The organism is Pseudoalteromonas sp. MT33b, assembly GCF_014117385.1.
In the GTDB taxonomy this organism is placed as follows: domain Bacteria; phylum Pseudomonadota; class Gammaproteobacteria; order Enterobacterales; family Alteromonadaceae; genus Pseudoalteromonas; species Pseudoalteromonas lipolytica.
Genome location: NZ_CP059831.1, coordinates 839,291 through 861,671 on the forward strand (window position 1 = coordinate 839,291; position 22,381 = coordinate 861,671).

Consider the following 22,381-nt stretch of genomic DNA (forward strand, 5'->3'; position numbering starts at 1 on the left):
GGTGAGACTTTCACATGCAGCATATGACTACCGCACAGATCAGGCAACAGTTCTTAGACTTTTTTGCCTCTAAACAACACCAAATTGTTCCTTCAAGCTCGCTGATCCCGGGCAACGATGCCACATTATTATTCAATAACGCCGGCATGGTGCAATTTAAAGATGTATTTTTAGGTGCGGAAAGCCGCCCTTATTCACGTGCAACCAGCTCACAGCGTTGTGTGCGCGCAGGTGGTAAACATAACGACCTTGAAAACGTGGGTTACACTGCACGTCACCATACATTCTTCGAAATGTTAGGTAACTTCAGCTTTGGCGATTACTTCAAACAAGACGCGATTAAGTTTGCGTGGCAGTTTTTAACAGAGACTGTAAAGTTACCGCAAGAAAAGTTATTGGTTACTATTTACCACGATGACGAAGAAGCGTTTAACATTTGGCACAAAGAAGTGGGTCTAAGTGAAGACCGCATCATTCGTATTGCAACGAGCGATAACTTCTGGTCAATGGGTGACACGGGGCCGTGTGGTCCATGTTCAGAAATCTTTTATGATCACGGTGAAGAAATTTGGGGGGGGCCTCCAGGTTCACCTGAAGAAGATGGCGACCGTTTCATCGAAATTTGGAACCTCGTATTCATGCAATACAACCGCCATGCCGACGGTACAATGGAGCCGCTTCCTAAGCAATCTGTTGATACTGGTATGGGTCTTGAGCGTATCGCGGCTATTTTACAAGGCGTTCACTCAAACTACGAAATCGATTTGTTCCAAGCACTCATTGCTGCGGCGGCTAAAGTAACCAACGCGCAAGATTTAAATGATAAATCATTACGCGTAGTGGCTGACCACATTCGTTCGTGTGCATTCTTAGTGTCTGACGGCGTTATGCCATCAAACGAAGGCCGCGGTTACGTATTACGTCGTATTATTCGTCGTGCAGTACGTCACGGTAACAAACTTGGCGCAAAAGGCGCGTTCTTCTATAAGCTTGTTGCTGCACTAATCGAGCAAATGGGTCAAGCGTATCCTGAGCTTGCTAAGCAACAAGAAATTATCGAAAAAGTATTACGCATCGAAGAAGAGCAGTTTGGTAAAACACTTGAGCGTGGTCTAGCAATTCTTGAAGAAAGCCTTACTGACATCGAAGGTGATGTGATCCCGGGTGATTTAGTCTTCAAGCTTTACGATACTTACGGTTTCCCTGCTGATTTAACGGCTGACGTTGCGCGTGAGCGTTTCATGACTATTGATGAGCAAGGTTTTCAAGAGTGCATGGCTGTTCAGCGTAAGCAAGCACAGCAAGCGGGTAAATTTGGTGCTGATTATAACCAGCAACTTAAATCTGAAAAACACACAGACTTTAAAGGGTACGATTCAGAGCACTACACTGGCACCGTGGTTGAATTATTTGCCGAGGGCCAATCTGTTTCTGTACTTGAAGATGGCCAAGAAGGTATTGCTATTCTTGACCGTACACCATTCTACGCCGAGTCAGGTGGTCAGGTTGGTGACACGGGTGTGTTAAAAGTGGCGGGTGGTGAGTTTGTTGTTACTAACACTACCAAGCTGGGTAATGCATTTGCGCACCATGGTCGTGTACAAGGCCGCATTGGTACAAACGACAAAGCAGAAGCAACAATTGATGCAGCACGTCGCGATAGCATTAAGAAAAACCATACTGCCACGCATATTTTACATGAAACGCTTCGCCAAATTTTAGGTGATCACGTAAGTCAAAAAGGTTCACTGGTTGACCCTGAGCGTTTACGTTTTGATTTCTCTCACTTTGAAGCCGTAACAAAAGATGAATTACGTCAAATTGAGCGTGCAGTGAACGACGAAATCCGTCGTAACTTTGCGCTTGAGACTGAGCTTATGGCAATTGATGAGGCCAAGGCAAAAGGGGCGATGGCGTTATTCGGTGAGAAATACGACGACGAAGTGCGCGTAGTCACGATTGGTGATTACTCAATCGAGCTGTGTGGTGGTACTCACGTTAAGCGTGCTGGTGATATTGGTTTATTCAAAATCGTATCAGAAAGCGGCATTGCAGCTGGTATTCGTCGTATCGAAGCGGTAACAGGTGCTGAAGCTGTTGCGTATGTCAGTGAGCAGGAGCAACAGTTAAACGATGTTGCAGCTCTAGTAAAAGGTGATAGCAGCACGGTACTTGAAAAAGTAACAGCACTCCTTGAAAAGTCAAAAGGGCTTGAGAAGCAAATTGCTCAGCTTAACGATAAGCTAGCAAGTGCGGCGGGTGCATCGCTACTTGACTCAGTTGTTGAAGTGAATGGTATTAAACTTCTAGTTGCTGATGTAGCTGGTACAGAGTCGAAAGCATTACGTGGCATGGTTGATGACCTGAAAACGAAGATTGGTTCAGGCGTGATTGCACTTGGTGTAGCAAACGGCGACAAAGTTAGCTTAATTGCCGGTGTAACTAAAGACCTGACAGGCAAAGTGAAAGCGGGTGAACTTGTTAATCACATGGCTGCACAAGTGGGCGGTAAAGGCGGTGGTCGTCCTGATATGGCGCAAGCGGGTGGTACTCAGCCAGAGAACCTAAGCGCAGCTTTAGAAAGCGTAACTAGTTGGTTATCTGAACGTTCTTAATCACTAGTGGCACTTATCGTCCAAAAGTTCGGCGGCACTTCAGTGGGCTCCATTGAGCGTATTGAGGCCGTCGCCGACCTTGTTGTTAAAACAAAACAACAAGGCCATCAAGTTGTGGTGGTACTCTCGGCTATGTCGGGAGAAACTAACCGTCTGATTGACCTCGCTAAACAAATAGATTCTCGGCCTAGTGCCCGTGAACTCGATGTGTTGCTTACCACTGGTGAGCAAGTGTCGGTATCGTTGTTGGCAATGGCAATAATTAAGCGTGGACACTCAGCTGTTAGCTTACTTGCCGATCAGGTAAATATTCGTACCGACAATATGTTCGGTAAAGCCCGTATTGAAGAAATTGCAGCGACACGGCTAAAGCATGAGCTTGAGCATAACCGGATTGCAATTATTGCTGGTTTTCAAGGCCGTGATATCGAGGGCAATATCACCACGTTAGGTCGCGGCGGCACTGATACCTCAGCAGTTGAAATTGCGGGGGCAATTAATGCCGATGAATGCCAAATTTATACTGATGTTGACGGCGTTTATACGACCGATCCACGCATTGAACCAAATGCGCGTCGTATGAGCCATGTTACTTTTGAAGAAATGCTCGAAATGGCGAGTTTAGGCGCAAAGGTCTTACATATTCGCAGTGTCGAAGCAGCAGGAAAGTATAATATACCGCTCAGGGTGTTATCGAGTTTTAATCCCGATCAAGGGACCTTGATCAGTTTTGAGGAGCCGGATGTGCAAGCAAATATTGTGTCGGGTATTGCGTTTAATCGAGATGAAAGTCTTATTTATGTCAACGCAGTGCCACAAGGAATGGAAAACCTTGCAAAAATTTTGCAACTTTTTGCAGAATTCGGTATCGAAATAGATATGATTAATCAAGTTAATCATAACTTTGAAAAAATAGACTATGCTTTTACTGTGCACACAAATGATTTTGAGCAGGCGCTTGAAATTTTAACCAGTAACCAAAGTGCTATCAAAGCTGAATCTATAAATGGAGTAAGCAATGTTGCCAAGGTATCTGCTGTTGGCGTAGGGATGAAATCTCACTCAGGTGTCGCAAGTTTATTTTTTAATGCACTTGCACAAGAAAGCATCAAAGTGATACTTATATCAACATCAGAAATAAAGATATCAGTTTTAATTGATGAAAAGTATTTAGAACTGGCTGTACGTGCACTACACAAAGTTTTTTTAACTGAAAATGAGTAAGATATAGAGTTTTTACTTACTTTTAGGTCTAGTTTTCATTAAAATGATTTTGACGCGGAATCTTTTAATTTTTTGGAACATGGGAGCAAGAGAATGCTAATACTAACTCGAAGAGTAGGTGAAACCCTAATGATCGGTGACGAAGTAACAGTTACTGTTCTTGGTGTTAAAGGAAATCAGGTTCGCATTGGTGTAAATGCACCTAAAGATGTCTCTGTACATCGTGAAGAAATTTACATGCGAATCCAAGCAGAGAAATCTAACCCTAATCCGGGTAATGTTTAATCAGCAAAAAGATTTTTTAAGAGCCACTCATTGAGTGGCTCTTTTATTTAGCACGGTGGTCATTGCTTCGTTTAGCGCTTGCTTTGATAAATACTGCATGCCTTTGTCTGCTTTTAAAATATAACCCTGCTCTGTTTCAATAATCTCATTGATTTGCTGCCAACTTAATTGGTAGCTTTTGTAAGGGTTTTCGGCTTTTACACCCTCATCATCAAAACTAACGGTTACTTCACTGCCTGATGCGCGACTCAGCATTTGCCTAGTGACCCACCAAGGGCGTTTGTAGTAAAACGATAAACACTCAACGATAGCCAGCATAAACATAAAGCTGCCAAGGTAATGGTTTTCAAGCATATAAAAGGCAAGTAACCCTAGGCTTATTAGCAATACTAATAATGGATATTTTGGTTTTGCCTGTGAAGAGTAGGGCAATGACTCATCAAAGCACTCATAGTAATAAGGTTTATCTAGTGTGTAAGTTATACTTAGCGACATTCATGGTACTCACATTATTTGATACATGAAGTTTATCATTTTTAGAAAAAAACTACCGTAGTTGGTTTTCATTTTGTTGTCATTATGAGAGCTTATACCAACCTGCAATATTACTTAATTATTCAGAGGGATTAAACCTGACGCTAGCTGCGTTAAAAGTTTCTATCTAGAACAACGTAATGATGAAGCTTTTTGCCTTGCTATTGCCCGTTTTACCTGTCTCTAAACAGCTTATTTAATTAAGCTGCCTAGAGTTTAAGTGAATGCGTTTAAGTAAATGTGTTTTTAGGCGAAAATATTATGCTCTTTAGCTCATTATCTTTAGCTCTTACAGTGGCCACTAACTCGTTTTTAGTTATGGCCGACTTGCCTTATACACCGATTGATGAAATTAACCTTGCTAAGCCCAATGGCAAGTTAGCAAAAGCTGTTGCGACTACGCCTCATGGCTTTTTGATGCATTTAGGTGATATGAAATCTGGCTCTCTTGCATGTACCAATGAACTCTTAACAAGCAATAAAAAACTACTTACTTCTCTTTCTTCTCAGCCATTTATTTACACGCCTGGCGACAATGAATGGACCGACTGTGACCGTGCTACGCTAAATCCCCGTTTTGATGAACTTGAGCGATTAAACTACGTTAAAGGATTAATGTATGACGAAGCATACGTTAAAAAAGCGAAGCAGCTAGAGGGCTTTACACAGCAGGCCGATATGCTTGAAAACGCTCGCTGGCAGTTTGACGGAATAGAGTTTCGCACTTTGCATATACCTGGTACGTTTAATGGCCGCTCTCAAATACTAAAAACTGATAAACATGTTGCACTCGATGCGGCCGATACACGAGACAAGCTTAATGTAAATTGGTTAAATCAGGCGTTAGTTAATCAGAGTGCGAAAGCATATGTGTTTGGCTTTCAAGCCGATATCTATCGTTCAACTAAAAAGCAGCCATGCGCTGATTCACGCCGAAGCGACTGCGACGCCTTTAAAGTATATCGAGATGCAATCAATGACTTTGCAAAGCGCACTGATAAGCCGGTGTTGGTAATGCATGGTGATACACCCCCATACTGTCAGCAGCAACTGGCTGATAATTTAACCCGTTTGAATGTACCCGGCGACTTTGAAGTAAGTGATATAGCGAAGGTGAGTTTAGTCGATGGTAATTGGCAAATTAACAGTATGGCGTCAGGGAAGGTATTAACTGTTCAATGTAAGTAAAAAATTAAGTAAAAAAAGAGCGGCTTTATAAGCCGCTCTGGTTTTAAGTTATTAAAACTTTAACTTCACACCCATTTTAAATTGACGACCTAAAACGTCATAGTTACTTGGGAATGTGTTACCTGAGTTTGAGCTTGTATCACCAGCTTCACCGCCCACTACAGGTGGCTCTTTTTCAAACATGTTATCAATACCGAATGTAACATTCATGTATTCGGTAACATGATAGCTGGCAAATAAATCGAAGTAATCGTAGCTTTCAATACTTCTGAATTCTTCAAAAACATTAGGTGCTTCGATTGGCTCAACATCAACACCATCTATATGGCGCCATTGTAATGAAACCGTAAAGTCTTCCCAAATCCAGCTAGTACGTTGTACCCAGCGTAATTCAGAAACAGGATCACAGCTTGTGCTGAAATACCCTTTACAGTCAATAATGCGGGCAGTGCTGGAACTTTGTGATTCTTGAGTTAGGTATTTGTTTACATTACCAGAGAACTGCAATTCGCCCATATCATCAAGCAAAATACCAAAATTAAACCCAAGCTCTACACCCTCGGCGCGTTGGTTTTTTAAGTTGGTCGTAAATTGCTCAATACCCGCGCCAGCAATTGTTAAATCACCCCCAATGCGGTTGATTTTTGCACACTCGTTTGCATCGCCAAGTACATAACATGCATCCAGAATTTCCTGAGCTGAGAAGTTACCAATAATATTATCAATATCAATATCGTAGTAATCGAGTGTAATTGTAAAGTTTTCAACTGCACTGAACTCAGGCGTCCAGACAATACCCGCAGTAAATGTTTCTGCTTCTTCAGCACCAGGTGGGTTCAAAGGATCGCTCCCGCTGATAACTTGCACTTGACCAGATATTACATCTTGTACATTACCTACTTGCGCGTCAGTCATGCCAGTTGAAATACAAAGTTGTCTCAACGTTGCATCAATATTAGCGGCATTTGCGACAGAGCAAGGATCTTGTTGTGCATTGTCTAAGCCTGTGACTACAGGTGAAGCAATCTCACCAACATTAGGTGCACGTGTTGCTTGTTGTTGCATTACACGAACAAGTACATCACTTACAGGGCGCCAGTTAAAACCGAGCTTCCAAGTTTCGTTACTACCAACAGTGTCATAGTCTGCCCAGCGGAAACCAAATTCAACATCAAGTGTTTCAGCACCAGGTAACCCATCTAACACAGGTAGGTAACCTTCTAAAAATACCTCATCAACTTTAAAGCCACCCGAAATTGGTAGCTGGTTACCACCTGCTCCCCCTTGGCAGCTTGCAGGGGCAAGTTTTAAACATTCATCCGGTTCAAAAAGGCCTTTTTCGCGACGATTTTCATAACCAAAGCTCATCGAAAGTGGCGCACCTGCACCTGGAATTTCGATAAAATTAATGGCGCCATTAACCGTTGCGGTGAAAATTTCTTGGCTGTATTTTTGCTGTTGTAGGGCGATTGCTTGAGCGTATCCTGCCATTTCTTCAGTGATTGTACCGAAACCACCAAATAAATTGATTGGCACACAGCTAGAATCACCATTTTTACAAGTGACACCATCTGTTGTATCAAGAGCATTTTGAATATTAGTTAGGTTAGTATAGCCGCCACGCACTGTGGTTCTGTTAGATTCACCATATTGGTAGCTAACATCGTATTCCCAGTCATCAAGGAAGAAACCTGTCACACCAGTTACAAGTTGGAATTGCGCACTGTCATAACGTTCTGTTCTTGCGCCAAGTTCTAACGTTCTACGGCGAAGTTGAACTTTTAAATAGTCTTCACTATCAACGATACCATTGCCATTGACGTCTTGCCAGTTGCTATCATCTAAGCTTCCAGCTGCCAGAGCTGCTGTTGCCCCGTCAATCATAAATTGTCTAGCTTGGTCACCAATTAGTGGATTAGCAAGCGGTAAGTTGAAGCTTGAACCAAATGTTCCAGATGGTGCGACCTGAGTATCAACACTGGTATTTGTGTAGTTGAAGCTTGAATATACTTTATGCTCATCAGTTAAGTTATATTTAGCAATGGCTGTAGCAGAATAACGCTCTGAAGGTGTTTGGTAGAAGTTATAAGGGTTAAAGTTAAATACACTACAGGTGTCTGGTTGCAATGTTCCGTCATTTCTAAATTGCCCAGAACCTGTTGTACCCGCACCTACAATCGCAAATCTCGTAGGGAATGCTGTTGTTGAACCGCCACTTTCAACAGAGTTTGGACCGCTACAATCTGCTGGTGCTGGAATTGGGGGTTCACCATTGAGGAATTGCTCGTAGTTAGCACCTGTTTTAGTTTCTATACCGAGTAGGCCCAACGGACGGTCACCCAGTAAGATTTGATCACGTTGGCTCCAGCCTAAAGAGAGAACCACATTGCCTTTATCATCTTCTAAATTAGAGCCGATTGTCAGAGCTATGCTGTCTTTATCGCCATCACCATCACCTGTTTCAGAGTGCTTAAAGTCTAAATCAACGCCTTGGAAGTCATCTTTTAAGACTACATTCACAGCACCTGCAATCGCATCTGAGCCGTATACCGCAGAAGCACCACCGGTAATAATGTCAATTCTTTCAATGAGGGCTGTGGGGATTGTTGAGCTATCAACAGACCCATTATAGTTGTATGGAATCATCCGGCGACCATTCATTAACACTAAAGAGCGTTGTGAACCTAAGCCCCTTAAGTTAATGGTTGCTGCACCGCCAGAGCCATTATTTACGTTACTACCGTCTCCAGGGATTGTTGAGGGAAGGGTTCTAAGGATTTGCTCTACTTCAGGTTCTTGTTGATAACCTAGTTCTTTTTCTCCAATTGAAACAATAGGGCTTGCAGAGACCGCACCAGGTTGTCTAATCCGACTACCGGTGACTGATATCACTTCGAGATCTTTTTTTGCTTCAGTTTCTTCTTCGGCTGAACTTGTTGGTGCATACAGTAAAACTGATGACACGAAGCCTGTACTAATTGCTAATCTTATAGCATTAGATAGTTTGCTGGTTAACATTGTTATCTCCCAATAAATTATAGTTGGCTAGAAAACAATGGAATACTGCTGATAGTCCATTCTTAGCAATATCAGCTTAGTATATATATTAGGTAAAAGTAAAAAAATACTTCGTTATTTTGTATATGTTTTTCAAAAATACCAATGCTTTACGAAAAAAAGCGACTTATAAAGCCGCTTTTTTTCGTAAAGTCTCTATTTTTAGCAGTTAGTTTCTTCTGCTTTTACACCTTCTTTAACTTCTTCGCATGCATCTTCTACTGCATTTTGAGCGTCGGTTACTGCTTCATCAATGCGCTCACCAGCTTCTTCTGCTGTGTTGTCTTCACACCCCATAATAAATAAAGCTGAAAATAGGGCGATAGTAGCTGCTTTTAAAGTTGAATTTTTCATAATGAAATTCCTTGTAAATAAATTAGTAAAGTAAATTGCTGTTGGTTTGTTATTACTTAGGTACATTGCCTCTAAGAGCACCTGATATAAGTGAAATAACAAGTAAAACTAAGAATATAAAAAATATGATTTTAGCTATGCCTGCTGCGGCCCCTGCAATACCGCCAAAACCTAACACTGCAGCGATTAGCGCTATAACTAAAAAAGTAACTGTCCAGCGTAACATAATGTTCTCCTTGGTTATTTAATTTCGTTTCGGTTGATTAGACTGAAGCGAGTTCCATACCAAAGTTTTAAAGTCCTTATTTTTCAATTTGTTAGTTTTGTTTTCGGTTTTTTTTGTGGCGTGTCGTTTGGTAATTATTACGAGTGATCATGTAACTTATTCATAGTGATAATTTTTCAACTTCTATGCTGAAAGTGGACGCCTGTGATTATGTTTTCTTGGTAAGACCAATTTAACCTGTATGGCATACAAGTTACCAAACCCCTTGCTTTAGCTGATTTTTACGCTGCTACGTTACACAGTTAACTATTTTTACATATAACTTTTGACTATATTGAGTATTTTTATCGTCTATATTGGGTAGTTAATTGCCGTAATGGCTTGGTGTTAATTAATTGTTTGATGTGTTACTCTGTAATTAATTGGTTTTACCAATTTACAATAAAGCTTTAAAAATAAGTTTTGTTTGTTATTATAAATGTATAAATATTCGATTTAAGTGTTTTTTTATTCTGAGTAGCGAGGGGAGCAGTATGGATATTGGTGGCTTACTTACAACCGCAGCCAGCTTAATGCTAACGGGTATGGTGGGTGTATTTATCTTTCTCAGTATTTTGATTTCAGCCGTACTGCTGATGTCGAAATTGTTGGGGCGATTTGAAAACTCTGCGAGCTCAGTTCCAGTCCGAACCGCAAAATTACAGCCTCAGCAAGGGGTACCACCGGCACATATTGCAGCTATCAGCGCTGCTATCGCTCAATTTAGAAATAAACAACAATAACGGAGCAGCTTGAACATGGCTAAATTAAAACTAACCGAATTAGTATTGCGTGATGCGCATCAGTCTCTATTAGCAACGCGTATGCGCCTAGATGATATGCTGCCTATTGCCGAAAAGCTTGATCATGCAGGTTATTGGTCTATTGAATCATGGGGGGGAGCTACTTTTGACTCCTGTATCCGTTATTTAGGTGAAGACCCTTGGCAGCGTATCCGTGAGCTAAAGGCGGCAATGCCAAACACTAAACAGCAAATGTTATTACGCGGTCAAAATCTCTTAGGTTATCGCCACTATGCTGATGACGTTGTTGAAAAATTTGTTGAACGCGCCCATAAAAATGGCGTTGATGTATTCCGTATTTTCGATGCGATGAATGATGTACGTAACTTAGAAACGGCGATTAAAGCGGCTGTTAAAGTGGGAGCGCACGCGCAAGGGACTATTTCGTATACGGTAAGCCCTGTTCATACGCTTGATATGTGGTTAAAACTTGCTAAACAATTAGAAGAGCTTGGTTGCCACTCTATTTGTATTAAAGATATGGCGGGTTTATTAAAACCGTATGAGTGTGAGCAACTCATTAAAGGGTTGAAAGAGACAGTTTCAATTCCGATTGCTATGCAATGTCATGCGACTACAGGGCTTAGCACTGCAACATATCAAAAAGCAATTGATGCGGGTATTGATATGCTTGATACCGCAATATCGTCAATGAGTATGACGTATGGCCACAGTGCCACTGAAACAATTGTGTCAATTGTTGAAGGCACAGAGCGCGATACTGAACTCGATTTAAATCAACTTGAAGAAATTGCTGCGTACTTCCGTGATGTTCGCAAAAAGTATGCGGCATTTGAAGGCAGTTTAAAAGGGGTTGATGGTCGAATTTTACTAGCACAAGTGCCTGGCGGCATGTTAACTAACATGGAAAACCAGCTTAAAGAGCAAGGTGCAGCAGATAAATTAGACCAAGTATTACTTGAGATCCCGCGTGTTCGTGAAGACTTAGGGTTCATTCCGCTTGTTACACCCACCTCACAAATAGTAGGAACACAAGCGGTACTTAATGTATTAACTGGTGAGCGTTATAAAACAATCACTAAAGAAACTGCCGGTGTACTTAAAGGTGAATATGGTGCGACACCAGCGCCAATGAATAAAGAGCTGCAAGAACGCGTCCTTGATGGTGCTGAACCGATTACTTGTCGCCCTGCTGATAAACTTGAGCCTGAACTTGAGAAATTAGAAGCCGAGCTTTTAAAAGAAGCCAAAGAGCAAGGCTTAGAGCTTGCTGATGAAGTAATTGATGATGTGCTTACTTATGCATTATTCCCGCAAATTGGCTTGAAGTTTATTAAAAACCGCCATAACCCTGATGCATTTGAAGCAGTTCCAACAGCTCAAACTGCCCAGACTGAAAGTAAACAACCTACGTCAGGCAAAAATGCCGTTAAAGCTGAGCAGTATAGCGTAAAAGTTGATGGGAAAGTTTACGATGTCGTAGTAGCGCAAGGTGGTGAGCTTAAAGAAGTTACTCTTAAAGACAGCGAATTAATTCCACAATCGGCATCAGCGTCAGCGGGTGAAACGCTCAATGCGCCATTGGCGGGTAATATCTTTAAAATTAAGGTAAAGCCGGGCCAAACGGTAAATCAAGGCGATGTGGTTATCATTATGGAAGCAATGAAAATGGAAACCGAAGTCCGTGCTGCACATACAGGCACTGTCGCTGAAATCTTAGTAGCCGAAGGTGACTCAGTTACCACTGGCGATGCTATGATTTCGTTAGCGTAGGGGATAGAAGATGGATGGTCTTTTAAACCTTTGGCATGCAACGGGTATAGCAAACTTTACCTTTCCTGCTTTGATTATGATTGCCGTAGGGTGCTTATTGCTGTATTTGGCAATTGCACGTAATTTTGAGCCGTTGCTGCTTTTACCCATTGGCTTCGGCGCTATTTTGACAAACATTCCAGTTGCTGGGTTATCTGACCCAGGTGGGCTTTTATATTATGTTTATCACATTGGTATCGACTCAGGTGTTTTTCCACTGTTGATCTTTATGGGGGTGGGTGCATTAACAGATTTTAGTGCTTTAATTGCAAACCCTCGCATGTTGTTATTGGGGGCTGCTGCTCAGTTTGGTATTTTTGCAACCTTATTTGGTGCCATTTTACTTAACTTTATTCCAGGTTTTGAGTTTACCCTGCAAGATGCATCCGCTATCGCTATTATCGGTGGTGCCGATGGTCCAACGGCAATATTTTTAGCGTCGAAATTGGCTCCTGATTTATTAGGTGCCATTGCAGTAGCTGCTTATTCGTACATGGCATTGGTTCCTATAATTCAACCGCCTATCATGCGAGCTTTAACAACGCCTGAAGAGCGCCAAATTCAAATGCCACAATTACGTGCTGTGTCGAAAACTGAGAAGATTATTTTCCCGCTTATGGTATTGAGCCTAACTATTTTGTTCTTACCAGCGGCAACCCCTCTTGTTGGCATGTTTTGTTTAGGTAATTTAATGCGAGAGTCTGGTGTTGTTGACCGTTTAAGTAATAGTGCGCAAAACGAGATCATTAACATTACCACTATTTTCTTAGGTCTTGCTGTTGGCTCAAAACTGGCTGCCGATAAGTTCTTAACTGTCGAAACGATAGGTATTTTAGTACTTGGTGCATTGGCTTTTGCCATTGGTACAGCGTCTGGTGTCTTTATGGCAAAAGGCCTCAATAAGATTTCTAAATCACCTATTAACCCGCTAGTAGGGGCTGCTGGAGTGTCGGCCGTTCCGATGGCTGCGCGTGTTGTTAATAAAGTAGGCCTTGAAAGTAACCCGCATAATTTCTTGTTAATGCATGCAATGGGGCCAAATGTTGCAGGGGTACTAGGCAGTGCTGTTGCAGCAGGTATTTTGTTAGCGATTGTAGGTTAATAAATCGATTACACATTTTACTTCCAACCGACTGGCGCAGTAATTTTACTGCGCTTTTTTTTGCCTATAAACTGGTTACATTACCGTCTACATTAGGAAGCCACCATGAATATATTTGTTATCTTACTTTGCTTGTTTATTGCCTTGGTTATTCTGGTGCCGTTACTTGAAAAGTACCATTCAAAACTGGGCCTTGATGGCGCAACTAAATACGCTAAGTACATTTGGCCTCTGGTGATGATCTCAATGGTTATTCAGCTTATTTATTTACTCGTAAGGTAATTTAGGGCCAAGCACAAAAAAGCCGCTACAACGTGCAGCGGCTTTGTCATTATTAATTTAGCTTATTTGTTTAAGGCTAATTGCATTTCACGGTTACGCTGTAATTGCGCTAAGAAGTTATCTGCAATAGGTTTAAACTTGGCTAACTCATCACGAGGCAAGGGTTCTGACTTAGGTAGTTTTACCGTTTTAGGGTTACGGTGTACACCATTTACCAAAAACTCATAATGTAAGTGTGGGCCTGTTACACGACCAGTGGCACCGACCGTACCAATTTTTTGGCCTTGCTTCACTTTCTGACCCGTTTTAACCATTTTTTTGTTTAAGTGTAAGTACTTAGTCACGTATTGAGTGCCATGGCTAATAAAAACATAGTTACCGTTGTACTTACTGTAGCCTGCCTTAAGCACTTTACCATTACCAGCTGAAACAACCGGTGTGCCAGTGCGCGCGGCATAATCGATACCGTTGTGTGGCTTAACTGTCTTTGTTACAGGGTGTAAACGGCGTGGGTTAAAGCTAGAGCTAATATATTTAAAGTTAACTGGTGCACGCAAGAAGGCTTTTTTCATGCTACGGCCTTCAGGAGTGTAAAAGTTACCATCTGTATGACGAATTGCTGTGTAGCGCTCGCCTTGGTTAATAAATTCTGCGGCAATAATTTTACCGTCGCCAATGTATTCACCATCAACATAATGTGCTTCGTAAATTAAACCGAATTGGTCGCCATTACGAATATCATTGGCAAAATCGACATCCCAACCAAAAATATCAGCAAAGTTCATAATTTGACGTTCGCTAAGGCCTGCGGCAATACCTGATGTCCAAAAGCTGCTATTAATCTCTCCACCGGCTGATTTACTCAGCGTTTCTATCTCTTTACTATCGATAGAGGTGTCGTAGTTACCTTCTTCGTTTAAGGTAACGTATAAGGTATCTGTTTTTGAGATAACATAGCGAAGCTGTGCTAATGAGCCATCTTCTGCGGTTGCAAAGCTTAATACTTCACCTGGATGAATTTTTGTCAGTTTACGCGTTTCAGCGTTTGTATTGATTAGCTTGTGTAATGTTTGTGCTGAAAAACCTGCACGTTTAAAAATAAGTGCTAAATTATCGCCATTGCGAACTTCATGGTCGATAAGGTCGTATTCTGGAAGTTTAGCTGCTGCTTGCTCAGAATTTAATTCAGTCAGTTTTTCGTTATCGTCAACTTTAACTTGTAATTCGTAGCGCTTGCCAATCTCAAGTGCATTCGCACTGTTATCCTTTGATGCGGTGGCTTTTTCCGAAGGTAATAATGCTAAGCCAGCAATAGCAGAAACCAAACCGAGAATAAGCAGTTTGTGTTTTTTGGGGAGTTTGTGCACAACGTGAACCATAACGTGCCTTTTTCTGCTGTCAAGAAAATTAATTACTAATATTGCAGGATATACCTAAAATAGAGCAAATACCAGAGTTTTGTAGATTTAAACTGGCGCTATTTTACGCTAGAATTAGTAGGCGCGTTAAACTTTTTTGATTAAATTTGCAGCAGATGTCAAGAGTTAAACTAATTATGCATTAGTTAACTAAAGTACCTTCATTAAAATGCAATAACGCGGTATAAAGAACAATCACGCGCGCTGCCTTCGGGGCTTTTACTTAACACGGTTAAGTTAGCTTTATTTTTGTGCAGTATTTCTGGCGCTAACTAGCTAAATTTTAATGTTTTAGTTCTATTTTAACCCTAATAGGCCACCACGCCCGGTAAGCTGAATTTTTGGAGTAATACACAGTGGATTTACAAACCGCTCTAGCTGAGATAAAACGCGGTGCAGAAGAGATATTAATTGAAGACGAATTAGTTGAAAAATTAAAGTCTGGTAAGAAGTTAAAGATCAAAGCGGGTTTCGATCCAACTGCGCCTGATCTACATTTAGGTCACACAGTACTTATCAATAAAATGAAAACCTTCCAAGACCTAGGTCATGAAGTGATTTTCTTGATTGGTGATTTCACAGGTATGATTGGTGATCCAACGGGTAAAAACGTGACACGTAAACCGTTAACCCGTGATGACGTGCTTGCAAATGCCGAAACATATAAAGAGCAAGTATTTAAGATTCTTGATCCTGCTAAAACAACGGTCGCATTTAACTCTACGTGGATGGAGACATTAGGTGCTGCGGGCATGATCAAACTGGCTGCGCGTCAAACAGTAGCACGTATGCTAGAACGTGATGACTTTAAAAAGCGTTATGCCGGTGGCCAATCTATTGCAATCCACGAATTTTTATATCCACTTGTTCAAGGTTGGGACTCAGTTGCATTAGAAGCAGACGTTGAACTAGGTGGTACTGATCAACGTTTTAATTTACTAATGGGTCGTGAGTTACAAAAAGACGAAGGTCAAAAGCCACAAACAGTGCTAATGATGCCGCTGCTTGAAGGGACTGACGGCGTACAAAAAATGTCTAAATCATTAGGCAACTACATTGGTATTACTGATGAACCAAACGATATGTTTGGTAAAGTGATGTCAATTAGTGATGAGCTAATGTGGCGTTACTATGACTTACTAAGTGCGTTATCTATTGAAGAAATTGCTGCGCTTAAGCAACGCGTTGCAGAGGGTGTTAATCCGCGTGATATTAAGATTGAACTGGCTAAAGAATTAATTGCGCGTTTCCACAGCGCAGATGCAGCCGAAGGTGCACACCAAGATTTCATCAAACGATTCCAAAAAAATGCTTTACCAGATGAAATCCCTGAAGTGACTGTAACCATCGCTGAAGAGTCGGTCTTTATCACTAATTTGCTAAAAGAAGCAAACTTAGTAGCGAGTACGTCTGAAGCAATGCGAATGATCAAGCAAGGCGCAGTTAAAATTAATGGTGAAGAAAAAGTAACAGATACTAAGCTTGAAGTTGCAAAAGGCACCACTGAGATTTACCAAGTAGGTAAACGTAAGTTTGCAAAGATCACGGTTGCTTAATACTTCCATACTAAGCAAAACAAAAAACCAGCTTCGGCTGGTTTTTTTGTCGCAATTAGTTAACGAGCAATAGTGTGGCTATTTCGATTGCAACGATTGATAGCAGCCAGAATGCTTTTGCTTGATTTAAACGGTTTACAAGCACAGGAATATCATCGGCAGTGGGTAATCGTTCGGTGCCCACGCGCATTTTATTGTAACGTTCGCCTTGATAAAGTGCGGGGCCGCCAAGTTGTACGTGTAAGGCTGCTGAGGTCACACTTAATAACCAGCCTGTATTCGTTTGATAAAAATGTCTACCGTAGTATTTAATATAATGAATACTGTGTTTACTGGCATTGGTTGCCGCAATCGTGATGGCAACTAATCGAGTGGGTAGCCACTCAAGGACAAATAACAGCTTTGCGATAGGTTTTAAAAATGGACTATTTGGCTGTTGCTTTTTACGCCATGATTGGTGAATAAGCGTTAATAAACGATAAACGATTGCGCTAATAGGGCCGCCGATTAAATAAAAGAATATAACGGCAAAATAATGCCTCGCACTTTGCAGCACCAATGACTCCATGGTGGCTTTACAGATACCTGGCGATGAAAGTCGTGACACATCACGTGCAACCAAACTCGATAGTAGCTCTTTTGCGATAGCTTTTTGATTTTGTTTTATGAGTCTAGCAATACGCAGCGACTTCTTTTCTTGTAAGCGGCTACTTAGCAGTAAATATAAGATTAAGCCATTCAGTAACTCGGGGTAGAAAGCAAACTCTAAGAACAACACAACGAGAATGACAATCACTAAAACGGTCAAAGTAAAGGCAAGGGTAGAGGCAAGATATTGATAACTCGTGGGGTTTGAACGGTTATATAAACGCTCTCCCAAGGCTGCGAATATAATGCTTAAAAAAGTGTTGGGGTGATACCAGCTAACTAAGGGGAAAAAGCGCTCAGCAAGGAGCGCTATAAAAAATACAATAATGTCCAAATGGGTTTGAACAAAATGTGTAATCACCTTATAAACTCACCGAGGTCAGTTTTTCTAATAGGGCCACAACCATTTTTGATGAATTAATTGATGCTGTTTCAATGTACTCTTCAAATGACTGCGGTGATTCTTTACCCGCTATATCTGACATAGAACGAATAACCACAAATGGAGTTTCAAGTACGTGGCAAGCTTGAGCAATTGCAGCGCCTTCCATTTCTACGGCAAGCATTGTAGGAAATTCAGCACGTGTTTTTTCTATACGTACCGGGTCACACATAAACGAGTCGCCAGTACAAATTAGACCAATCATGGTCTTAACATCACTGATTTGGCTAACGCTTTGTTCTGCAGCTTCAATCAGTTTTGGGTGAGCTGCAAAACCAGCAGGCATTTGTGGTACTTGACCGATTTCGTAACCAAACGCAGTAACATCAACATCGTGGTGACGCACTTCAGATGAAATAACCACATCACCCACATTTAATGACGGTTCAAAGCCACCCGCAGAACCGGTGTTGATCACACAATCAGGTGTAAAGTTATCAATGAGTAACGTGGTCGCTACCGCAGACGCCACTTTACCGATACCAGACTGAACAAGTGTTACTTTATTACCTGCTAATTCGCCTGTGTAGAATGTAAACCCTGCTTTTGTCATCGTGCTTGGGTTTGCCATTGCTTCGCGTAAAATTTTTACTTCTGGCTCCATCGCGCCAATAATACCAACGTGCATAATATTTGATTCCTTAGATTGAATAGGATGATTATACCTAAAAATGTATAAAACAAACAAAAAAGCAGACCCGAAAGTCTGCTTTTGCCACTATTATGACAACTTATATTTCAGCAAGTGCGGTAGAGCTCGTATGAGCTTTTGCTTGAGATGGCGACAATACTGCAGGCTTTGTAACACGGTTGCGTGTTGGTCTTATCGGCGCTGCTGCAGGTTTCCCTAGCTTAAACATAATCGCATCACGGACTTCCCTTGGTTGATAACCCGATTTCACCTTCATACGAATATGAGGAATGCCAGCCGCTTCTAATGCGCCACTAACAAACCAATCTCGCTGTGCTTTATGACCGTCTTTGTTGGTATTATTTACTAAATCAACCGCTGCAACGATTGTTAGCTTTTCTTTATCGATAAGCACATAATCTAATTGCTTACCTTTTGCCTTCGTCATGGCTGCTCGCTTTGCTTTAACAGATAAGCCTTGCTTGCAGTCAATTAAATCGATTAGTTTTACGCGGCTTACAATTTTGTATTGATCGCCAACGGCACGTTCAAGAAGGTTTAAAAAAGCACTTTCAACTTGAGTAAAAACACTTTGTTTACGAGTGAAAGGGTACGGGTTTCCGCCATCATCGCTGAACTTTGACGCAACAACAGAAGCCACTACGACTAAAACTAAAATTGATAATAAAGCGAATTCCATAAGGTAACTCCACAACAACAAATTGACACTGAAATATAAAAGCAATATGTGTGCCTAAGTGTCGGGAGTTACCAAATTATTTAAGCAGTATAACCGCCAGCAACTCCTTTTACGGCAATTGCAACAGCATCATGCGCATGGAGTGATTCGTAGTGGTTGATTTGCAACCAGTAATCGGCATAATCTTGCTCTTCTAACAGCCCTTTGATTTTACGAGCCGCGTCTTCACAGAACATCAGGTTTTGGCCATTTAAACGTGCAAATTCTTGCTCGTCTTCACGTTTAACTGCCGCTTGCACAGGGGTTTTTAATTCACCTTCTAATGCATCTATTAAGCCAACCACATCAAAGCTGGTGAGAGCGTTATCAAGCTTCACTTTCACATTTGCAATTGATCGCTGAGAGTGCGGTGTGGCGACAATCCCTTCTGTTGTGCCAAGCCAGTTTAAAACTGTTTGTTTATCAAGTTGTTGCTCTGCAAATTTTTCATCAAATGCATGTTGAATTAATTGCCTTGCGAGCGCAGCTGAGCATGGGCAAGTCGATGAGTAAGTGACATCAACCATTAGCTCAAAGCTTAATACACCTTGATTAATTTTGGCTATTAGGTGGATTGGGTAGTTTTTCCAACCCACTTTGCCACTCAATAGAGACTCACGACGCAACGGAAGCTCAAACTTAAATTCAATTTGTGCTTGGTCACTTAAATCATCATGGCTACTAATAAAGGTATCAAGTGCCTGAGCAAGTGTTTGTGGGTTCACTTGCTGCTCAGTTGATAAGGTATCGAGTGCTAAAAATAAGCGCGACATGTGAATGCCTTTCGCATCTTCTTTATGTAAATTTACAAATGCGCGTGCTTTAGCAACTACATTTACAGGGGCAATATTGCGAGATTCAAAAATGAAAGGAAGTTCAATTTCGCCCATGCCAACCCAGTCTAATTTTCCTGTTCGTAAGGCGGGAGCCGTATCAGCAATATCTGGCATCGTGGTCTGCATGGTAATACTCATTCTTTGCAATTATTAAAGCGCGGTATTTTACATGAAAAAATATAAAAAACGCGGCGTTGATGAAAAAATTCTGTGTTTATCGCACAATATGAATATTTCATAAGGAATAGTGATAAAATTAGCTATGCTGTTTTTTTTAGATTATGTGCCTAAGCTTTATCTATGATTGATTCTTCTTTGAGTCCGTGGGCTCGCACACTCTCAAGCTTTATATCAAAATACGGTGAATTCAAAACCGCCGCAGCTTGCTATGCCCTGTTATTGGTTATGTCTTTAATATTGTCGTGTATGTTTTACTACGTGGCAGTTGGAACCGTAACCTTAGTTGATGTATTGGCTGTAATGTTTTTTACGGCTGTCGTATCGCCAATTTTAATTTCTGTACTGTTAAATTCTATTCGTCAGTTAGAAGCGTCATACAGTTACTTAGACAGTGCAACCAAACAAGAAAAGCTCTTAAACCAAACGTTAAAAGACAATATTAGTCGCCTTAATGAAGAAATTGACGAACGTAAAATGGCGTTTCATGCCAAACACCGAGCAATTGAAGAGTTAAGACGAGAAATTGCCGAGCGTAAGAAAACACAACAAGAGTTAGCACAACAGGGCATGTTACTTCGCTCTATTGTCGACTCCTCACCCGATTTATTCTACTACCGTGATAACAATGGTGTGTTCGCTGGGTGTAATAAAATGTTTGAAGAGGTGATTGGTAAAAGTAGCGAAGACCTGATTGGCAAAAGTGTCGAAGAAATTTACCCAAGCGATTATCTACCTGAAGTTTTACGCACCGACAAAAAAGTGTCGCAGACTCATCAAGCACTCACTTTAGACGTTGAATACCCTGTAGCAGGGGAGAAACGTTGGTTTGAAATGCGTAAATTGCCGTTTATTAATGAAAAAGGTGAATACATAGGCTTACTTGCGTTCGGTCGTGATATCACCAGCCGTAAAGAAGCTGCTCAAGCGCTAGAGGCAGCCTACAAAGATAAAGGGAAATTCATTGCTACTCTGAGCCATGAATTAAGAACCCCACTTAATGGCATTGTTGGTTTAACCCGCATGCTACTCGATACTGAGCTCGATAAGCAGCAACGAAGCTGGTGTAATACGGTGTTCTCAAGTGCTGAAACGCTGGGTAATATCTTCAATGATATTATAGATTTAGATAAAATTGACCGTGAGCAACTTGATATTGTCGCCGATTCAGTGAATGTTGCAGACTTTATTAATGATGTTGTGAACTTTGCGGGTTTAATTGCTGAACAAAAAGGCCTCGACTTTAATATCAAGCGTAAAGGCACGCTTGATGTGTATGCGTCTTTAGATCCAACCCGCCTTCGCCAAGTTGTTTGGAACCTTATTAATAATGCGGTGAAATTTACCCAGCAAGGTCATGTAGAACTCGAATGCCGCCGTGAAAATCGCCCCGATGGGCCTTGGTTAGTAATGCGAGTGAGTGATACAGGACAAGGGATCCCTCAAGAGCAGCTACACCGTATTTTTGACATGTATTATAAAGCGCCAGATATAAATGGCACCAACGCAATTGGCTCGGGAATTGGTTTAGCCGTAACTAAAGCGTTGGTTAGTGCCATGAAAGGTGAAATACATGTTAGTAGCACAGAGGGCGAGGGCAGTGTATTCGTGGTAGAAATCCCCCTTAAACTTTGTATTGCGCCAACCGAGCAAAGCTATGCAGTTCGCAGCTTAAACATTTTGTTAGTTGAAGATGTGCCATTAAATGCTGAAATAGCAACTAACCTGTTAGAGCAGCGTGGTCACGAAGTTATTTGGGCTGAAACCGGTGAAGATGCGCTGTCGTTTGTTTACACCGAGGATGATTTAGACTTAGTGCTACTGGATATGCAATTACCCGACATTAATGGTGATGAAGTAGCAAGGCAAATTCGTGATGATGAGCATTTTGATAACTTACCGATAGTCGCCCTTACCGCCAACGTAAGAAGCGCGGAAGAGGAGCTCGCTGGTATAAGTATTCAAGGTGCATTAGCAAAACCAATTAACACCACTAAGCTTGATAAAATGCTGGGTGAGCTATTTGATATTAAACAGCAAAAAGTACCTGACTCTGCATCTGTTAAAGCCGCTAAGCCGAAAGATCTTTCCGGTATCAAAGTAGAATTACTCGACATTGAAACCATTGAAGATTTTGTTGGCTCTATGGGGTTAGAAGTGTTTAAACGCAGCGCTGCGTTATTTGCTAAGCTTAACCCGCAGTATCAAACAGAATTAGCCGATGCTCTGGCTATAGACGACAGAGAAGAATATAAATCGGTAGCCCATAAGCTAAAAGGTGCTGCAGGTTCTGTTGGTTTAAACGATGTGCAATTACATGCTAAAAAGATGGAACACGGTGCGCTTGATGAGAGTGCAGAAGAACTGCAAGAGTGGTTAAGTGTTTTAGCAGATAAAATAAATGAAGGGCATGAAGCCCTCCAATTATTTTTACAACAGTTAGAAGATTAGT

Annotated in this window: 19 protein-coding genes; 10 read left to right on the forward strand and 9 right to left on the reverse strand. The window is 41.4% G+C overall.

Going from position 1 to position 22,381, the window contains the following annotated elements; genetic code table 11:
• Positions 1–14 precede the first annotated feature (14 nt).
• From alaS to csrA, 3 genes are all read left to right on the forward strand, one after another.
• Positions 15–2,615 carry an alanine--tRNA ligase gene (gene alaS / locus H3302_RS03935; RefSeq protein WP_065978417.1) on the forward strand — a complete coding sequence of 867 codons (2,601 nt, stop codon included), beginning with the start codon at positions 15–17 and terminating at the stop codon, positions 2,613–2,615.
• A gap of 6 nt (positions 2,616–2,621) precedes the next feature.
• The gene (locus H3302_RS03940; RefSeq protein ID WP_036970498.1) at positions 2,622–3,839 is read left to right on the forward strand and encodes an aspartate kinase; all 1,218 of its coding nucleotides are present in this window, start codon (positions 2,622–2,624) and stop codon (positions 3,837–3,839) included.
• Between the two features lie 93 nt (positions 3,840–3,932).
• A complete protein-coding gene (gene csrA, locus H3302_RS03945) occupies positions 3,933–4,124 on the forward strand; it encodes a carbon storage regulator CsrA (protein WP_036970495.1) in 192 nt (63 codons plus the stop codon).
• Between the two features lie 27 nt (positions 4,125–4,151).
• On the opposite strand, the gene H3302_RS03950 is transcribed toward csrA, so the two are convergent.
• Positions 4,152–4,619, reverse strand: coding sequence for a YcxB family protein (locus tag H3302_RS03950; protein WP_182396170.1), 468 nt, complete (start codon positions 4,617–4,619; stop codon positions 4,152–4,154).
• A gap of 300 nt (positions 4,620–4,919) precedes the next feature.
• On the opposite strand from H3302_RS03950, the gene H3302_RS03955 reads away from it, so the two are divergent.
• On the forward strand, positions 4,920–5,846 hold the full coding sequence (locus H3302_RS03955; RefSeq protein WP_182396171.1) for a hypothetical protein: 927 nt from the start codon (positions 4,920–4,922) through the stop codon (positions 5,844–5,846).
• Positions 5,847–5,897: 51 nt separating this feature from the next.
• On the opposite strand, the gene H3302_RS03960 is transcribed toward H3302_RS03955, so the two are convergent.
• The 3 genes from H3302_RS03960 to H3302_RS03970 all read right to left on the reverse strand — a co-directional run bounded on the left by H3302_RS03960 (position 5,898) and on the right by H3302_RS03970 (position 9,483).
• On the reverse strand, positions 5,898–8,864 hold the full coding sequence (locus H3302_RS03960) for a TonB-dependent receptor domain-containing protein (RefSeq protein WP_036970486.1): 2,967 nt from the start codon (positions 8,862–8,864) through the stop codon (positions 5,898–5,900).
• A gap of 201 nt (positions 8,865–9,065) precedes the next feature.
• Positions 9,066–9,257, reverse strand: a complete 192-nt coding sequence (locus tag H3302_RS03965) for a hypothetical protein (protein ID WP_036970483.1) — start codon at positions 9,255–9,257, stop codon at positions 9,066–9,068.
• 52 nt (positions 9,258–9,309) lie between these two features.
• Complete coding sequence (locus tag H3302_RS03970; RefSeq protein ID WP_036970480.1) at positions 9,310–9,483, reverse strand: DUF1328 domain-containing protein; 174 nt, start codon at positions 9,481–9,483, stop codon at positions 9,310–9,312.
• A 533-nt stretch (positions 9,484–10,016) separates the two neighbouring features.
• On the opposite strand from H3302_RS03970, the gene H3302_RS03975 reads away from it, so the two are divergent.
• From H3302_RS03975 to H3302_RS03990, 4 genes are all read left to right on the forward strand, one after another.
• Positions 10,017–10,265 carry an OadG family transporter subunit gene (locus tag H3302_RS03975; RefSeq protein ID WP_065978414.1) on the forward strand — a complete coding sequence of 83 codons (249 nt, stop codon included), beginning with the start codon at positions 10,017–10,019 and terminating at the stop codon, positions 10,263–10,265.
• Positions 10,266–10,280: 15 nt separating this feature from the next.
• Positions 10,281–12,059: a sodium-extruding oxaloacetate decarboxylase subunit alpha gene (gene oadA, locus H3302_RS03980; RefSeq protein WP_182396172.1), complete on the forward strand. Its 1,779-nt coding sequence runs from the start codon at positions 10,281–10,283 to the stop codon at positions 12,057–12,059.
• Between the two features lie 10 nt (positions 12,060–12,069).
• Complete coding sequence (locus H3302_RS03985; RefSeq protein WP_036970471.1) at positions 12,070–13,200, forward strand: sodium ion-translocating decarboxylase subunit beta; 1,131 nt, start codon at positions 12,070–12,072, stop codon at positions 13,198–13,200.
• Positions 13,201–13,305: 105 nt separating this feature from the next.
• Positions 13,306–13,482, forward strand: coding sequence for a hypothetical protein (locus tag H3302_RS03990; RefSeq protein ID WP_162898025.1), 177 nt, complete (start codon positions 13,306–13,308; stop codon positions 13,480–13,482).
• Positions 13,483–13,544: 62 nt separating this feature from the next.
• Here H3302_RS03990 and H3302_RS03995 read toward each other — a convergent pair whose 3' ends face one another.
• A complete protein-coding gene (locus H3302_RS03995) occupies positions 13,545–14,861 on the reverse strand; it encodes a peptidoglycan DD-metalloendopeptidase family protein (protein ID WP_036970468.1) in 1,317 nt (438 codons plus the stop codon).
• Positions 14,862–15,256: 395 nt separating this feature from the next.
• On the opposite strand from H3302_RS03995, the gene tyrS reads away from it, so the two are divergent.
• Positions 15,257–16,456, forward strand: coding sequence for a tyrosine--tRNA ligase (gene tyrS / locus H3302_RS04000; protein WP_065978412.1), 1,200 nt, complete (start codon positions 15,257–15,259; stop codon positions 16,454–16,456).
• Positions 16,457–16,511: 55 nt separating this feature from the next.
• Here the strand turns inward: tyrS and H3302_RS04005 are convergent, their stop codons facing one another.
• The 4 genes from H3302_RS04005 to folE2 all read right to left on the reverse strand — a co-directional run bounded on the left by H3302_RS04005 (position 16,512) and on the right by folE2 (position 19,878).
• Positions 16,512–17,465 (reverse strand): regulatory signaling modulator protein AmpE, encoded by a 954-nt coding sequence (locus H3302_RS04005; RefSeq protein ID WP_182396173.1) that lies wholly within the window; start codon positions 17,463–17,465, stop codon positions 16,512–16,514.
• Between the two features lies 1 nt (position 17,466).
• On the reverse strand, positions 17,467–18,174 hold the full coding sequence (mtnN, locus tag H3302_RS04010; protein WP_065978410.1) for a 5'-methylthioadenosine/S-adenosylhomocysteine nucleosidase: 708 nt from the start codon (positions 18,172–18,174) through the stop codon (positions 17,467–17,469).
• A 103-nt stretch (positions 18,175–18,277) separates the two neighbouring features.
• Positions 18,278–18,877 (reverse strand): DUF2726 domain-containing protein, encoded by a 600-nt coding sequence (locus H3302_RS04015; protein WP_036970456.1) that lies wholly within the window; start codon positions 18,875–18,877, stop codon positions 18,278–18,280.
• A gap of 80 nt (positions 18,878–18,957) precedes the next feature.
• On the reverse strand, positions 18,958–19,878 hold the full coding sequence (gene folE2, locus H3302_RS04020) for a GTP cyclohydrolase FolE2 (protein ID WP_182396174.1): 921 nt from the start codon (positions 19,876–19,878) through the stop codon (positions 18,958–18,960).
• Between the two features lie 174 nt (positions 19,879–20,052).
• Here folE2 and arcB point away from each other — a divergent pair, with 174 nt between their 5' ends.
• On the forward strand, positions 20,053–22,380 hold the full coding sequence (gene arcB, locus H3302_RS04025) for an aerobic respiration two-component sensor histidine kinase ArcB (RefSeq protein WP_182396175.1): 2,328 nt from the start codon (positions 20,053–20,055) through the stop codon (positions 22,378–22,380).
• The last annotated feature ends 1 nt before the right edge of the window (position 22,381 follow it).